Here is a 14,555-nt window from a genome sequence, read left to right on the forward strand (position 1 = left end):
TGGAGTCTGCCTCTGGTTGCGGAAACAAAGGGCGCACTCTAACCGCAGTGCTCTATCTGGCGCCAGCCATGACGGTGCATATCCACGCGATTATTCATGATGCTCACCCCTTCTGCGCGCAAACGCGCCCGTTGTTCATCACCCGAGGGGCTACCTGCTGGCAAACTGATACGCCCGCCAGCAGCGAGAACCCGGTGCCAGGGCAGGCGCGTACCTTCCGGGAGCTGGCTCAGGGTGCGCCCGACCCAACGCGCTGCGCGCCCCAGGCCGGCCGCTTCGGCAAGTTGACCGTAAGTAACCACATGACCTGCGGGCACCATCATCAAGGTTGAGTACAGCGCCGTGCGCCGAATCTCGGCAGGGGTTTGAAGGATGTCTGGCGGTGTATTCAAGGTGCACTTCTGGGTAAGAGGGGGGTTACAGAACTATAGAATGAACTCCGGCACAATGAGCCGGTCTTTCTTCCTCAAGGGCGTGTCCATCGGGATAATGCCGGCATTCTTTCGCTTTTCTGAGTCTCGCACCTGCTTATGTTGTCCAGAACCCTGCTATGCCTTGTTGCCATGTGCCTTGCCACACCTGTGTTTGCCGATACGGTGTGGTTGAAAAACGGCGACCGCCTGAGCGGCAAGATCAAAGTCTTTGATGGCGGCAAGCTGCTGATCCAGACCGACTATGCCGGTGCCGTGCCGATTGACTGGAAACAGGTCAAGACCCTGGAAAGCGATCAGGAGCTGCTGGTCAAGCAGGATGCCTGGACCGGTGAAAAGGCCAAGTCGTTGCAGGCGGCCGAAGACGGCAGCGTCACCCTGGCCAACGGCGAAGCACCAAAAACCGTAGCACTGGCCAGTATCCAGCAAATCATCAAGCCCAAGCCGCTGGTTGAAGACATGGTCTGGAAAGGCAATGTTGACGTGGCGATGGACTACAAGCGGGCGGACAAGGATACCGACGACTACGATCTCGATTTCAAGACCACTGCCCGCCACGGCGCCTGGCGTCATCACGCAGAGGGTGAATACAACCGCGAGTTTCAGAACGATGTGGTCACCACGGACAACTGGACTGCCGAGTACGCGCTCGACTACTTCATCGATGAAAAGTGGTACTGGCAAGGTCGCCTGACCTACAACCGCGATCGGGTCGAAGACATCTCCCGCCAGCGCACGGTCGGTACTGGCCCTGGCTATCAGTTTTGGGATGACGAACTGGGCGCGTTCTCGCTCGGCTCACTGCTCAATCGCACCGACTACGAATACTCTGACGGCAAGAAAGACAACTTCTACTCGCTAGCCATGAAATGGGACTACAACCGCTACCTGATGGGCAAAACGGTCTCATTCTTTACCAATGGTGAATTGGGCAAGTCGCTGGAAGGGGAGTCGGACTACAGCCTCGATTCCGAAATCGGTTTGCGCTACAAGGTGACGGAATGGGCATCGCTGAACCTCAAGGCCGAGAAAGACTTGATCGGCAGTTCGACCGGTTCCGATAACTCCCTTAACAAAACCCGCTATACCGTAGGGTTTGGCGTGGTCTGGTGATCACTCACGCCGTAGCAGCTGCCGAAGGAACGAGGCTGCGTTCGGCGGCGAAGCCGTCGTAAAACCTGTGAACTCAATAAATCTGGCACACCGAGTTGCCTGATTCACGACGACTGCGTCGCCGAACGCAGCCTCGTTCCTCCGGCAGCTGCTACAGGTTGCTCTAGATCCGCAGCCCGCCATCGAGCTCCAGAATTCGCCCGGTGTAGTAGTCGTTTTCAAAAATATACGCCGCCGAATGGGCGATTTCTTCAACCTTGCCCATGCGCTTGAGCGGGATGCCCGAGGTCATTTTTTCCAGGGCTTCGGGCTTCATGCCCAGGGTCATTTCGGTTTCGATAAAGCCAGGTGCAATCCCGGCTACCCGAATGCCGTAGCGCGACAGCTCCTTGGCCCAGGTCACGGTTGCCGCCGCAACCCCGGCCTTGGCCGCCGAGTAGTTGGTCTGGCCGACATTGCCGGCACGGGAGATCGACGAAATATTGATGATCGCGCCCTGGCTGTTGAGCTCGATCATTTTCGCAGCCACTTCACGGGTGCACAGGAACACCCCGGTCAGGTTGACGTCGATCACTGCCTGCCATTGCGCCAGGCTCATCTTGGTCATGACGCCATCCTTGACCTTGAGCAGCAGCCCGTCACGCAAGATTCCGGCGTTGTTGACAAGACCATTGATCGCGCGAAAATCTTCTGCAATCTGGGCCACGGTTTGCGTAACCTGTTCTTCGTCAGCGACATTGCACAGGTAAGCGCGAGCCTCGACACCGTGTGCCTGACAGGCCGCAACGGCCAACTCGAGCTTTTCCGGGTTGAGGTCGACCAGTGCCAGTTTGGCGCCCTTGGCCGCCAGGTACTCGGCCATTGCACGGCCCAGGCCCTGGCAGCCGCCAGTGATAATGATTACTTTGTCTTTTAGTTGCATGAGTGCCCTGATCTCGACCGTTAAATGCGGATTTTTATTAAGGAGTCATAAGTTGAGCGTTGAAGCTGCCAAGCATGCCCGAGAATTATTGCTCAAGGAATACCGTGGCGCCCTGGCTACCCAGTCCAAGGCCATGCCCGGTTTCCCGTTTGGCTCCGTGGTGCCGTACTGCCTGGACGAGCAGGGGCGGCCGCTGATCCTGATCAGCCGCATTGCCCAGCACACCCATAACCTGCGCAAGGACCCCAAGTGCTCCCTGATGGTGGGCGAGCGTGGCGCTGAAGATGTCCAGGCGGTCGGCCGCCTGACTGTGCTGGCCGAAGCCGAACAACTGACTGATGCCACGGCCATTGAAGCGGCGGCCGAGCGTTATTACCGCTATTTCCCTGAGGCCAGGGGCTATGACACCGCCCATGATTTCGACTTCTGGGTGCTCAACCCTGTGCGTCACCGTTATATCGGCGGCTTTGGTGCCATTCACTGGCTGGACCAGGTCACGCTGGCCAACCCCTTTGCCGGGCAGGTCGAGGTGCGCATGGTCGAGCACATGAACAGCGACCACGCCAATGCCATCGAACACTATGTCGAAATGACCGGGCTGCCCCGCACAGCGCCAGCTACGCTGGTGGGCATCGACAGCGAAGGCATGCACTTGCGCATCGGCGAAGGGTTGCACTGGCTGGCCTTTCCTGAGCCTTGCAATACTTCGACACAGGTGCGCGAAGCTCTGGTTTTGCTGGCCCGAGCCAGTGAATGGCCGAAAAAACAGACGGTCTGACCTTGAATTTGTACAGGCGCGCCGTCATCTAGTCTTGGTTGGAAGATATTCTTCCGGAGAGGAATCATTTGATGCGCGCTTTTCTATTGCTCTTTCTGTTGTTTCCAGTGCTAGAGCTGTACGTCTTTTTCAAGGTCAGCACCGCTATCGGGTTTTTCCCCGCGTTGTTGCTGATCATTGCCGGCTCCATGCTCGGTGTACTGGTTGTTCGCGTCGCAGGCCTGGCCACGGCGCTCAAGGCGCGTGAAAGCCTTAACCGCGGCGAACTGCCTGCCCAGCAAATGCTTGAAGGCCTGATGCTGGCGCTGGGTAGTGGCCTGTTGGTTCTACCTGGTTTTATCAGCGATGCGGCCGGTCTGCTGTTGCTGTTCCCGCCAGTTCGCCGGTTTCTGGTCAACCGCCTGCGCAAACGTGCTGAAGAACAGGCGATCCGCCAGCGTGCGTTTGCCGAAGATTTCGAAGCCGCACGACCACGCTCCCATCAGCCTTTGGGGCGTGAGCCCAATGTGATCGAAGGCGAGTTCGAACACCGCGACAAATAAGGCTTTGGCATGAACAACACGGCACCCAGGGTGCCGTGTTTGTTTTTGGCGAGGCGCCAGGTTAAAAAATTCCTGGGCGTGCCCTTGTAATAAGTGGATGCGCCCTTATGTAACGGACACCGCAGGGTTTTACTGGCAACAGCAAAACTCCAACCGCGAATCGCCCCCGGCATTTCCGGACTCGTAAACCCAGCCGGTATTGACACCGGCCGATGAACACCTCAATTAGGAGAGATCGACAATGAAGCTTCGTCCTCTGCATGACCGCGTCGTAATCCGTCGCAGCGAAGAAGAAAAGAAAACCGCTGGTGGTATCGTTCTGCCGGGTTCTGCTGCTGAAAAAGCTAACAGCGGTGAAGTGATCGCCGTTGGTACGGGTCGCGTTCTGGACAACGGTGAAGTGCGTGCACTGGCCGTTAAAGTGGGTGACAAGGTTGTGTTCGGCCCTTACTCCGGCAGCAACACTGTAAAAGTCGACGGCGAAGACCTGCTGGTTATGGCTGAGAACGAGATTCTCGCTGTAATCGAAGGCTGATTTCCCGCTCCTTTTCCCGTTACTACAAAGTATTTAAGGAAGAACGAACATGGCTGCTAAAGAAGTTAAATTCGGCGACTCCGCCCGTAAAAAAATGCTGGCCGGTGTAAACGTCCTGGCTGACGCAGTAAAAGCGACCTTGGGCCCTAAAGGCCGTAACGTGATCATCGAGAAGAGCTTCGGCGCTCCGACCATCACCAAGGACGGCGTGTCCGTTGCCAAAGAAATCGAGCTGAAAGATCGCTTCGAAAACATGGGCGCGCAGCTGGTTAAAGACGTTGCCTCCCGTGCCAACGATGACGCTGGTGACGGTACTACCACTGCAACCGTTCTGGCTCAGTCGATCGTCAACGAAGGCCTGAAAGCCGTCGCTGCCGGCATGAACCCGATGGACCTGAAGCGCGGTATCGACAAAGCGACCATCGCTATCGTCAAAGAACTGCGTCAACTGGCCAAGCCCTGCGCTGACGGCAAGGCAATCGCTCAGGTAGGTACCATCTCTGCCAACTCCGACAGCTCCATCGGCGAAATCATTGCCGAAGCCATGGAAAAAGTCGGTAAAGAAGGCGTGATCACCGTTGAAGAAGGCTCGGGCCTGGAAAACGAACTGTCTGTTGTTGAAGGCATGCAGTTCGACCGTGGCTACCTGTCCCCTTACTTCGTCAACAAGCCAGACACCATGGTGGCTGAGCTGGACGGCCCGCTGATCCTGTTGGTAGACAAAAAGATCTCCAACATCCGCGAAATGCTGCCAGTTCTGGAAGCCGTTGCAAAAGCCGGCCGTCCACTGCTGATCGTGGCTGAAGACGTTGAAGGCGAAGCCCTGGCGACTCTGGTTGTGAACAACATGCGCGGTATCGTTAAAGTCGCTGCTGTTAAAGCACCAGGCTTCGGCGACCGTCGCAAAGCAATGCTGCAGGACATCGCTGTTCTGACTGGCGGTACCGTTATCTCCGAAGAGATCGGCCTGAGCCTGGAAAGCACTACCCTGGAGCACCTGGGTAACGCCAAGCGCGTGATCCTGTCCAAAGAAAACACCACCATCATCGATGGTGCTGGTAACGACGCGGACATCCAGGCACGTGTTACCCAGATCCGTGCTCAAGTGGCTGACACCACTTCGGACTACGACCGTGAAAAACTGCAAGAGCGTCTGGCCAAGCTGTCTGGCGGCGTTGCAGTGATCAAGGTTGGCGCTGGTTCTGAAGTAGAAATGAAAGAGAAGAAAGCCCGCGTTGAAGACGCCCTGCACGCAACCCGTGCAGCCGTTGAAGAAGGCGTGGTACCTGGCGGTGGCGTGGCACTGGTTCGCGCTCTGCAAGCCATCTCCGAACTGAAAGGCGACAACGCTGATCAGAACGTGGGTATTGCTCTGCTGCGCCGTGCTGTTGAAGCACCTCTGCGCCAGATCGTTGCCAACTCCGGCGACGAGCCAAGCGTAGTTGTCGACAAAGTGAAGCAGGGTTCGGGTAACTACGGTTACAACGCTGCTACTGGCGAATACGGCGACATGATCGAAATGGGTATCCTTGACCCGGCCAAAGTGACTCGTTCGGCTCTGCAAGCGGCTTCGTCGATTGCCAGCCTGATGATCACCACTGAGGCGATGATCGCTGAGATCCAGGAAGACAAACCAGCTGGCGGCATGCCAGACATGGGCGGCATGGGTGGTATGGGCGGCATGATGTAAGCCAGCCTTACCCCGATACGCAAAAGCCCCGCCTGAGTGATCAGGCGGGGCTTTGTTGTGGGGCTATTAAAAGCCCCTCACCCTGGCCCTCTCCCAGAGGGAGAGGGGATTGACCGAGCCGATGCAGGATTCAACTCAATGCATTCAGGCTGCAGAGATTCTGCAATATCCCCCAATCAGCTCCCTCTCCCTTTGGGAGAGGGTTGGGGTGAGGGTCGCAAGGCAATTACCGTTGCGAAACCTGCCCCGCTTCGACCTGCACCGGCTTCCAGCCCAGCAACTGCTGCTTGAAGCCATGACTGGCGCCCTGATAGTAGGCAATCGCCCGCTCAATCAACGGATCAGTCGCCGGTACTCGCGATTCAATACTGGTGCTCAGCGCATCATCATGGCGGCGCAGCCCTTGGCGCGGGCTGAGAATGGCCAGGTCTTGGCCGTCAAACAACCCCAGGTGCTGGTAGTTGCCCACCACCACTCGCGGTGGCAACGGGTTGTCCTGCAACAGGTTGCGGCCAAAGAAGGTTGACTGGTAATCCAGGTTCAACAAGCCGAGCAAGGTGGGCGCCAGGTCGATCTGGCTGGCCAGTTGCGAGTTTTCACGGGCTTCGATCAACTTGGGCGCATAGATAAACAGTGGGATCTGATAATTGGTGATCGGCAAGTCTTCCTTGCCGGCACTGCCTGCCGTGTGGTCGGCCACGAAGACGAAGATCGTGTTATCGAACCAGGGTTTTTTACGCGCATCGTTAAGGAATTGGCCGATGGCGTAGTCGGTGTATTTCACTGCGCCGTCGCGACCATTGCCCGACTTGATGTCGATCCGGCCTTCAGGGTAGGTGTAAGGACGGTGGTTGGAGGTGGTCATCAACTGCAGCAAAAACGGCTTTTGTTGCGCGTAATTGGCGTCGGCCAGTTTCAGGGTTTCGCGGTACAGGTCTTCGTCAGCCATGCCCCAGGCATTTTTGAAGTGGATATCGGCTTCATTCACGCTGCTTTGGTCGACAACGCGGTAACCGTTGCCACTGAAAAAGGCGTTCATGTTGTCGAAGTAACCGCGCCCGCCATACACGAACACGCTGTCATAGCCCACGCCATTGAGCTGCTGGCCGAGGCTGGCAAAGCCGCTTTCACGGCCGATACGCTTGACGATGGAGCGCCCCGGTGTCGGCGGAATGGCCAGGGTAATGGCTTCCAGGCCCCGGTCGGTACGGGTGCCGGTGGCATAGAAGTTGTTGAAGTACAGGCTCTCCTTGCGCAGTTGGTCCAGGTTCGGCGTCAGGTTGCGGCCGTCACCGTTGCTGCCCAGGTACTTGGCACTGAGGCTTTCGATGGTCACCAGCACGATGTTGGGTTGGCGCGCAGTGCCGGGGTTGTCGATATTGCGGCGGATATCCAGCGGGTCCTGGCCAACGAAGGTGGCGTTGGGTTCGGTCAGTTCTGCGCGCAGCTGTTTGGCCACTACGTCGGTGGGCAGGCTGGCGTAAAACTGCTGGTAATCCAGTTCATTGTTACGGAACGCAGCGAAGAACTGGTACGGGCCATTGCTCGCCAGTTCATGTTGGTAGGCGTTGCCGCCCTGGCCGCGCGGGCCGTCCTGGTCCAGCAGTTGCAGGCTCAGGCCGGCAACCAGCAACAGGCCAGTAAAGGTCGCCAGACGACCGCCAAAAGAGGGTAGCGGTGCGTTCATCGCAGCTTTGAACAGCTTGCGCAGCACCAGGCTCAACACTATGGCCGCCAGGGCGATGGCGCTGAGCAGGATGCCGATCGGGTAGGATTCCAGTACGTTGTTCAGTACTTCGTCGGAGTAGACCAGGTAGTCCACCGCGATAAAGTTGAAGCGCACCCCAAACTCATCCCAGAACAGCCACTCGGCGACGGCGGTGAACAGCATGGCAAACAGGCTGACGGTCAGCAGGCCTTGCAGGAACCACTGATGGCCACGGCGGCGCCATAGCGCAGGCGGACAGAGCAGCAGGTAAAGGCCCAGCGGCAGGGCGGCATAGGTCAAAAAGCCAAGGTCGTAAAGCAGGCCAATCCCGAACACCGGCAGCCAGTTGTTGCCAGCCTCACCCAGATGGGTGACCAGCAGGACGCCTCGGGTGATCAAAAAAGTCGCCAGCCAGCAGCCAGTCAACAACAGGAGGTAGCGCATAGGCGCGGTGTGCAGCAGACGCATGGGTTGTTTTTCCTTAAACGCGGGAGGCTTTAACGCGGGGGGAGCGGGAGTGTGCGCGCGCCACTGTATTGAGTTTGTGAACCGATAGTAAAAAAAATGTCATTTCTGTGAGAGCTATAACTAAATTGTCTGAGCGCCCTGTGGTGCTGGCCCTGCGCGGTTGTTGGCCTTAAGCTGCGCGGGCCAAGACGGCCGTAACTGTGAACGGAGAGAGTGCCCATGCGAATTCTATTGGTTGAAGACAACCGCGATATCCTCGCCAACCTTGCCGACTACCTGGGCCTGAAGGGCTACACCGTTGACTGCGCGCAAGATGGTTTGTCGGGCCTGCACCTGGCGGCCACCGAGCATTACGACCTGATTGTGCTCGATATCATGTTGCCCGGTATCGACGGCTATACCCTGTGCAAGCGCCTGCGTGAAGATGCCCGGCGCGATACGCCGGTAATCATGCTGACTGCCCGCGATCAGCTGGACGACCGCCTGCAAGGGTTCAAGTCAGGTGCCGATGACTATTTGCTAAAACCCTTTGCCCTCTCGGAACTGGCCGCCCGGATCGAAGCGGTTTTGCGTCGCGCCCAGGGCGGCGGGCGACGTGAGCTGCAGGTCGGCGAGTTGCGCTATGACCTCGATACCCTGGAAGTCACCCGTGAAGGCCGTCTGCTCAAGCTCAACCCGGTGGGCTTGAAACTGCTGGCGGTACTGATGCAGAAAAGCCCCCATGTGTTACGCCGCGAAGTGCTGGAAGAAGCCTTGTGGGGCGATGATTGCCCGGACAGCGACAGCCTGCGCAGCCACGTCCACCAATTGCGTCAGGTGATCGACAAACCATTCGACAAGCCTCTGTTGCATACCGTACATGGCGTGGGCTATCGCCTCGCCGAGGTTCGTGATGGAGTTTAGGCAAAGTCTTTCCCAGCGGATCATCATCGCTTTTGCCTTGATGAGCGCGCTGGTGGCAGGGACATTCGCTGTGGGCATTATTGCCACCGTGCATCTGGTCGAAGAGAAACTCATCTCGGCAGGGCTGGGCGGGGATTTGCAGCGCCTGCTGCTGATGGACAACGGCGCAGAGTGGAATCATCGTCCCAAGCCAAGCCAGCTGTTTTATTTCAGTGGCGGGCGTGGCGACTTTGCCCTGCCCAAGGACCTGCGTCACCTGGACCCGGGCTTTCATGAGGTGTTTCGCGATCAGCTGTCTTATCACGCAATGGTGGAAGTGGTCGATGGCCGGCGCTACGTCCTGTTGCAAGACCAGAGCGATTTTGAAGAGCGCGAGCGCGTACTGTTTGCCGTGGTTGCCGTCGGTTTCGTTCTCGCGCTGGCACTGGCGGTATTTTTGGGCTGGACCCTGGCCCGGCGGGTGATGGCACCGGTGATCCGCCTGGCCCGTCAGGTTCGTCATCGCGATCAGTTGCTGGGGCTGGCGCCGCCATTGGCCCCGGATTATGCGGCCGATGAAGTGGGCGAACTGGCAGTGGCGTTCGATGCCACTCTGGGGCGCTTGCGCGACACCCTGACGCGCGAACGTTTGTTCACCAGTGATGTAAGTCACGAGTTACGTACTCCGCTTATGGTGCTGGCCAGTTCCTGCGAGTTGTTGCTGGAAAGCCCGTCACTGGATCAGCGCAGTCGCTCGCAGGTCGAGCGTATTTCCCGCGCCTGTGAGGAAATGCGCGAACTGGTGCAAACCTTCCTGATGCTGGCCCGTGCCCAGCATGAGGATGCCAGCATGTCGCCAACGGTGACCCTGAGCACCGTGGCCGAAGGCCTGATCAGCCTGTGGCGCGAACCCATCGAGGCCAAAGGCCTCAAGCTGATCTATGACCCCGGCAACCCGCTGGACACACGGTACAACGCCACCTTCCTGCACGCCGTCATGGGCAACTTGCTGCGCAATGCCTTGCACTACACCGACACCGGCTTTATCCGCTTGACCCTTGAGGCCAGCGGTTTTGTGGTGGAAGACAGCGGCGTGGGGATCCCGGAAGAAAAACGCCAGGCCATGTTCCAACCCTTTGTCCGTGGCAGCGAAAAACGTGGCGAAGGGCTGGGCCTGGGCCTGTCCCTGGTACAACGCATTTGCGATAGCCAGGGTTGGCGCGTGACCCTGACCACGATGGAACCCAACGGCTGTCGTTTTCGCGTCGAACTGGCTCCGGCCGACGTCTGATCCCCTCCCGTGGCCTGCGCTCTGCAGGCCGCTCTCCCTGCGCATTAGTCGATACATGGCCCTGCGCCAGTATTTTCGCCCTGTAAAACCTTGCAATGTTTATGTGGAATGCCCTGACAGAATTTTCACCTGTTGATGACCTGATGCAAACGTTCGGCTGATTAAGGTAGTGCTCATTAGCTTCAGGAGCACTGATATGAGCCCGATCATCAAACTCAAATTTTCTGAAAAGTACGATCAGCAGCACGCTACGCAATACCTGATCAAGCATCAGGACGGCCTGGCCCGGCGTTTGTCGCACAAACGCGATGAACAATTGGCGCGCCGTGCATTGCAGTTGGCTGGCGAGCCTCAGGTTGTCCTCGATTTGCCTTGTGGTGCGGGCCGTTTCTGGCCGTTGCTGGCGCAAATGCCAAGCCGCGAAATCATCGGTGCGGACAACTCGGCGTCGATGCTGGAGGTGGCTTCGTTGGCGCAACCGGCCGATGTGGTTAAACGGGTACGGCGTTTGCAGATGTCAGCTTTCGAAATAGATTTGCCTGACAACTCGGTTGACAGTGTTTTCTGCATGCGCTTGCTGCACCACATTGGCGATGCAAGTCACCGGATGGCTCTATTGCGGGAGCTTCATCGCGTTAGCCGGGACAGTGTGATTATTTCATTGTGGGTTGATGGCAATTTCAAGGCCTGGAAACGCAAGCGTCTTGAGCGTCAACGCGCTGCAGAGGCAGAGCAATTCGGTTACCAAAATCGTTTTGTGTTACCTGCTGCTACAGTGGAGGCGGAATTCAAAAAGGCAGGCTTCACCGTTCAGGACCATTTGGACTTTATTCCGCTCTACGCGATGTGGCGGGTTTACGTATTACGAAAGAGATAACTCATGACCGTTGATTTTGTACAGCAAGCTCCCTCTGCGACTGACGACCCATTCGAGTTCTACTGGAATCGGCAAGGCGAATGGGTTGAAGAGCCCAACCAGCGTCGCGGTGGGGAGAGCGGTGTACAACGGATACATGACGCCGATGGGCGCTTGCTCTACGTCAAGCGACAGGTCGGGCATACCTACCGCAGCTGGCGTTACCCGCTGGGCCGCCCGACGGTTTTGCGGGAGCAGGATGCGTTACTGGCCTTGAGCCGTTTGGCGGTGGGTGTGCCTGAGCTGGTGTACTGCGGGGCGCAGCAAGCGGCAGATAAACAATGGCGTGCATTGCTGGTGACCGTGGGCCTGGAAGGCTTTGTCGAGATCGACAACTGGTACGCCGCAGGTGAGCGCGAGCGTCACGGTGAAGCGGTACATGACCGCGTACTTGAAGCGATCGGTCAGACCTTGGCCCGCATGCATCTGGGCCGTTGGCAGCACGGCTGCCTGTACGCCAAGCATGTGTTTGTGCGGGTGACGGGGCAGGGCGAAGGGGCAGTGATTGATGTGGCTTTGCTGGACCTGGAAAAAAGCCGGCAACGCCTGACGGCCCAAAAAGCCGCTTCCCACGATCTTAAACAATTGCGCCGCCATTCGTCGTGGAGTGCCACAGAGTGGGACAGACTGATCTACTTTTATAAGACAGTGTTTGGCAGCGCTATCAAAGGTTTACGGTGATGAAGCGAGAAATAGCACGAAGTTTGTTTCTGCTGGGCGCCTTGGTCATTGCTGGCGTGGCGTTTGCCGCTTGGGAACAACCGGTGACACAAGTGTTGAGCGGGCCCCAAATGGGGGCTCATTGCCCGTTGCCGCGGGTGGTTAAAGCGGCGGTAGCGACCCGGCCCGATCATGATTTGTTGCTGTTTATGTTTGGCATGAGCCAGGGGCTGAAGAAGTAGGGCGCAGAGCAAAAAACCTGTAGTCGTTGACGAGCCGCGCGAGGCTACGTTCGGCTGCGCAGCAGTCGTAAACCTGGGCTTCGCGGTGGATCTGAAACACCGATGCAGATTGGTTTTACGACTGCTGCGCAGCCGGACGTAGCCTCGCATGGCTCGTCAACGACTACAGGGATTTGTGTCACCTGCTACATGATATGCAGATGGTTGTCCCAAAGCCCCGACGGCAAATCCAGAGGCTTGGCAATCAGGTCGTTCTGACGGCAATCGTAGAAACGGCAGCGGCCCTGGCCGGACGTGACCACAAACCCATCCTTCACCGCACCCACCCCCGCACAATCCGGCAACGGCGCATCCAGGCGCAAGGCGCCGCTGTCCAGGTCCCAGACGAAAAAACGGTTGCCCCGTGGCGCCGTCAGCGCGACCAGGCGCAACTCGCTGTGGACCGCGACACTGGCCGTGTAATGGCCCATTGCTCGCAGTTGTGGCTCGGCCACCGGGAAGGGCTCAAATGGCTGGCCGGGACGTTTGATGGCCAGCAATTCGGACAACTCATGGGCATCGCCCATAAATTGCTGGCAGGCGACAATGGTGCCGTCACTGGCAATGCCCAAGTGGCGCACGCTGTTCATTTGCTGGCTCAGGGTTTCCTTGCTGAGCAGGGTGCCATCACGCTGCATCAGCACCAGGCTGGGTTCCATCGCGTTGAGGTTCATCTCGACCCGGCTTTCGGCTTCGGTACGAATTCCGCCGTTGGCCACCACCAGTGTTTCACCGTCAGGCATCCACGACACCTGATGCGGGCCGACGCCGTGGGTGGGGATTTCGCCGCTGTGAACCAGGCGCTCGCCCTCAAAGCGATAAACCCCCAGCAGGCCACGGCCCGGATCAGTGGTGTCGTTTTCAGTGGTGTACAGCCACTCACCGTCTTTATGGATCACGGCGTGACCATAAAAATGCCGGTTGGGCAGGGAGGTCAGGGTTTGCAGCAGCTGCCCGTCGGTCAGGCTGACCAGGTAGCTTTCGGTACCGGGGCGGCGGGCCACGAACAAGGCGATGGGCAGTGTCGGGTGGTTGATGATGTCATGGCAGCGCTGGCCGACCTGGGTGCTGAACACCTGAGTGCCATCGAGTCGATAGCCCACGGCAAAGTGATTACCATCTGCATCGTCGCGGGCACTCAGCAGCAGCGGGCTTTGGCCTTTTTGTTTAAACAGCGACCAACCGCCCAGCGTGATTGCACTGAGCAGTAAACCACCAAGCTTGAGTGCTTGCCTGCGCATCATCGAACCTTCCTTTATCAATCGCCGTCGTTGGCGTTAAAGCCCAGCTGGATACCCAGGGCCTTGGCCAGTTCGCCTTCGTGCAGGCGGTGAACCACGTTGAGGCTGTCGTAGATGGCGTTCAGCTGGGCGCGCCCGGCATCGTCTGCCAGCAGCTCATTGAGCGTGCGCTGGTTGTCGTTGAACAACTTGAGCGAGGTGGCATAGGCCGCGTCGATCTTGTCAGCCAGTGGCTTTTGTTCGGCAGGCAACAGGCTGCGCAAGCCCTTGTTGTCGACACCGGCCCATACGGTCTGGGCAGCGGCCAGGCTGGCGGCCAGGCTCTTGAGTGACGACTCGCTGCGCCAGGCATCGGCCTGGAACGGTTGCGGGATGCCCTTGCTCTGGCGGCCCATTGGCGTGCCGAGTTTTTTCTTCAGGGTATCCAGCGCAGTCACCTGCACACGCAGCACGTCAGCGATGGCTTCGTGGGAGTCGGCATAACGCTGGTTGGGGAACTTGCTCATTTGCGCGAGCATGCCGTCGGTGCTGTTCCAGCTGGCCAGAATCTCTTCGGCCAGTTGCTTCTGACGTTCGCCGATGGCGGTCAGCAGCGGGCAGTAACGGGCTTTTTGCGCATCGTCAGCCAGGTTGATGTTGCTGTCGAACAAAATGTATTCGTAAGCCGACAGGCCTTGCACCACAACGCTGGACTTGGCCAGGGCGGCGGCATCGATCTGCGGCTGGGCAACCACCAACTGCTCGACCTGACGGCCGACCAGGTTCTTTTTGTCCGGCCAGAACTGTACCTGCCACGAACGATTGCCTTCAGCCAAAGGCCCGATCAGCAGCGGTTGCAGCTCGGCCCAGGCCTTTTGCGCGTGCAGGAAGTCGGCACGGGCAGTTTCCAGGGTTTCCTTGCCCTGGCAGTAGGCCAGGGCGCTGACCGCCAGCTGGCGGTCAGCTTCAACCCAGCGGCTGTAGGTAGGCAGGATCACTTGTTTGGCGATGGCTGCCGAAGTGACGGCCTGCGGGTCTTGAGGCGAGCAGGCAGCCAGGGCGATGGCGGCAAGGCTGGTGAACAGAAGCTTGGGTCGAAACATGTCGGGGTCCCCGAT

Annotated in this window: 15 protein-coding genes; 10 read left to right on the forward strand and 5 right to left on the reverse strand. The window is 58.3% G+C overall.

The features are described 5' to 3' along the window. Window positions 1-38 precede the first annotated feature (38 nt). The gene (locus AB3G35_RS08480; RefSeq protein ID WP_095040909.1) at window positions 39-392 is read right to left on the reverse strand and encodes an MGMT family protein; all 354 of its coding nucleotides are present in this window, start codon (window positions 390-392) and stop codon (window positions 39-41) included. Window positions 393-530: 138 nt separating this feature from the next. Here AB3G35_RS08480 and AB3G35_RS08485 point away from each other — a divergent pair, with 138 nt between their 5' ends. Next, entirely contained in the window at window positions 531-1,544 is a 1,014-nt protein-coding gene (locus AB3G35_RS08485; RefSeq protein WP_029611280.1) for a DUF481 domain-containing protein, read from the forward strand. A 163-nt stretch (window positions 1,545-1,707) separates the two neighbouring features. Here the strand turns inward: AB3G35_RS08485 and AB3G35_RS08490 are convergent, their stop codons facing one another. Further along, the gene (locus AB3G35_RS08490; protein ID WP_016779791.1) at window positions 1,708-2,466 is read right to left on the reverse strand and encodes an SDR family oxidoreductase; all 759 of its coding nucleotides are present in this window, start codon (window positions 2,464-2,466) and stop codon (window positions 1,708-1,710) included. 52 nt (window positions 2,467-2,518) lie between these two features. Between AB3G35_RS08490 and AB3G35_RS08495 the strand changes: the two genes are divergently transcribed. The 4 genes from AB3G35_RS08495 to groL all read left to right on the forward strand — a co-directional run bounded on the left by AB3G35_RS08495 (window position 2,519) and on the right by groL (window position 6,011). After that, window positions 2,519-3,244, forward strand: coding sequence for a HugZ family protein (locus tag AB3G35_RS08495; RefSeq protein ID WP_324708192.1), 726 nt, complete (start codon window positions 2,519-2,521; stop codon window positions 3,242-3,244). A gap of 71 nt (window positions 3,245-3,315) precedes the next feature. Beyond that, complete coding sequence (locus tag AB3G35_RS08500) at window positions 3,316-3,786, forward strand: FxsA family protein (protein ID WP_369782505.1); 471 nt, start codon at window positions 3,316-3,318, stop codon at window positions 3,784-3,786. 241 nt (window positions 3,787-4,027) lie between these two features. Further along, window positions 4,028-4,321, forward strand: coding sequence for a co-chaperone GroES (locus tag AB3G35_RS08505; RefSeq protein WP_016779794.1), 294 nt, complete (start codon window positions 4,028-4,030; stop codon window positions 4,319-4,321). Window positions 4,322-4,370: 49 nt separating this feature from the next. Then, window positions 4,371-6,011, forward strand: coding sequence for a chaperonin GroEL (groL, locus tag AB3G35_RS08510; protein ID WP_016779795.1), 1,641 nt, complete (start codon window positions 4,371-4,373; stop codon window positions 6,009-6,011). A 226-nt stretch (window positions 6,012-6,237) separates the two neighbouring features. On the opposite strand, the gene AB3G35_RS08515 is transcribed toward groL, so the two are convergent. Continuing rightward, window positions 6,238-8,187: an LTA synthase family protein gene (locus AB3G35_RS08515; RefSeq protein ID WP_369782507.1), complete on the reverse strand. Its 1,950-nt coding sequence runs from the start codon at window positions 8,185-8,187 to the stop codon at window positions 6,238-6,240. 219 nt (window positions 8,188-8,406) lie between these two features. Between AB3G35_RS08515 and colR the strand changes: the two genes are divergently transcribed. The 5 genes from colR (at window position 8,407) to AB3G35_RS08540 (ending at window position 12,178) form a co-directional block, all read left to right on the forward strand. Further along, on the forward strand, window positions 8,407-9,090 hold the full coding sequence (colR, locus tag AB3G35_RS08520) for a two-component system response regulator ColR (RefSeq protein WP_016779797.1): 684 nt from the start codon (window positions 8,407-8,409) through the stop codon (window positions 9,088-9,090). Next, entirely contained in the window at window positions 9,080-10,360 is a 1,281-nt protein-coding gene (locus tag AB3G35_RS08525; RefSeq protein WP_016779798.1) for a HAMP domain-containing sensor histidine kinase, read from the forward strand. Before colR ends, AB3G35_RS08525 begins: the two co-directional genes overlap by 11 nt. Before the next feature lie 196 nt (window positions 10,361-10,556). Further along, on the forward strand, window positions 10,557-11,237 hold the full coding sequence (locus AB3G35_RS08530) for a class I SAM-dependent methyltransferase (protein ID WP_095040911.1): 681 nt from the start codon (window positions 10,557-10,559) through the stop codon (window positions 11,235-11,237). Window positions 11,238-11,240: 3 nt separating this feature from the next. Then, window positions 11,241-11,957 (forward strand): lipopolysaccharide kinase InaA family protein, encoded by a 717-nt coding sequence (locus tag AB3G35_RS08535; protein ID WP_016779800.1) that lies wholly within the window; start codon window positions 11,241-11,243, stop codon window positions 11,955-11,957. Next, window positions 11,957-12,178: a hypothetical protein gene (locus AB3G35_RS08540; protein WP_016779801.1), complete on the forward strand. Its 222-nt coding sequence runs from the start codon at window positions 11,957-11,959 to the stop codon at window positions 12,176-12,178. Before AB3G35_RS08535 ends, AB3G35_RS08540 begins: the two co-directional genes overlap by 1 nt. A gap of 185 nt (window positions 12,179-12,363) precedes the next feature. Here the strand turns inward: AB3G35_RS08540 and AB3G35_RS08545 are convergent, their stop codons facing one another. Further along, window positions 12,364-13,461, reverse strand: a complete 1,098-nt coding sequence (locus tag AB3G35_RS08545) for a DUF1513 domain-containing protein (RefSeq protein WP_369782509.1) — start codon at window positions 13,459-13,461, stop codon at window positions 12,364-12,366. A 14-nt stretch (window positions 13,462-13,475) separates the two neighbouring features. Beyond that, window positions 13,476-14,540 carry an imelysin family protein gene (locus AB3G35_RS08550; RefSeq protein ID WP_088379178.1) on the reverse strand — a complete coding sequence of 355 codons (1,065 nt, stop codon included), beginning with the start codon at window positions 14,538-14,540 and terminating at the stop codon, window positions 13,476-13,478. Window positions 14,541-14,555: the final 15 nt, after the last annotated feature.

Source organism: Pseudomonas sp. WC2401 (assembly GCF_041200115.1).
In the GTDB taxonomy this organism is placed as follows: domain Bacteria; phylum Pseudomonadota; class Gammaproteobacteria; order Pseudomonadales; family Pseudomonadaceae; genus Aquipseudomonas; species Aquipseudomonas fragi.

What these genes read in the sequence shown, in the direction of transcription:
- AB3G35_RS08485 (WP_029611280.1), top strand. Translation starts at nt 531, where the DNA reads ATGTTGTCCAGAACCCTGCTATGCCTTGTTGCCATGTGCCTTGCCACA.
- AB3G35_RS08490 (WP_016779791.1), bottom strand. Translation starts at nt 2,466, where the DNA reads ATGCAACTAAAAGACAAAGTAATCATTATCACTGGCGGCTGCCAGGGC.
- AB3G35_RS08500 (WP_369782505.1), top strand. Translation starts at nt 3,316, where the DNA reads ATGCGCGCTTTTCTATTGCTCTTTCTGTTGTTTCCAGTGCTAGAGCTG.
- AB3G35_RS08505 (WP_016779794.1), top strand. Translation starts at nt 4,028, where the DNA reads ATGAAGCTTCGTCCTCTGCATGACCGCGTCGTAATCCGTCGCAGCGAA.
- groL (WP_016779795.1), top strand. Translation starts at nt 4,371, where the DNA reads ATGGCTGCTAAAGAAGTTAAATTCGGCGACTCCGCCCGTAAAAAAATG.
- AB3G35_RS08515 (WP_369782507.1), bottom strand. Translation starts at nt 8,187, where the DNA reads ATGCGTCTGCTGCACACCGCGCCTATGCGCTACCTCCTGTTGTTGACT.
- colR (WP_016779797.1), top strand. Translation starts at nt 8,407, where the DNA reads ATGCGAATTCTATTGGTTGAAGACAACCGCGATATCCTCGCCAACCTT.
- AB3G35_RS08525 (WP_016779798.1), top strand. Translation starts at nt 9,080, where the DNA reads ATGGAGTTTAGGCAAAGTCTTTCCCAGCGGATCATCATCGCTTTTGCC.
- AB3G35_RS08530 (WP_095040911.1), top strand. Translation starts at nt 10,557, where the DNA reads ATGAGCCCGATCATCAAACTCAAATTTTCTGAAAAGTACGATCAGCAG.
- AB3G35_RS08535 (WP_016779800.1), top strand. Translation starts at nt 11,241, where the DNA reads ATGACCGTTGATTTTGTACAGCAAGCTCCCTCTGCGACTGACGACCCA.
- AB3G35_RS08540 (WP_016779801.1), top strand. Translation starts at nt 11,957, where the DNA reads ATGAAGCGAGAAATAGCACGAAGTTTGTTTCTGCTGGGCGCCTTGGTC.
- AB3G35_RS08545 (WP_369782509.1), bottom strand. Translation starts at nt 13,461, where the DNA reads ATGATGCGCAGGCAAGCACTCAAGCTTGGTGGTTTACTGCTCAGTGCA.
- AB3G35_RS08550 (WP_088379178.1), bottom strand. Translation starts at nt 14,540, where the DNA reads ATGTTTCGACCCAAGCTTCTGTTCACCAGCCTTGCCGCCATCGCCCTG.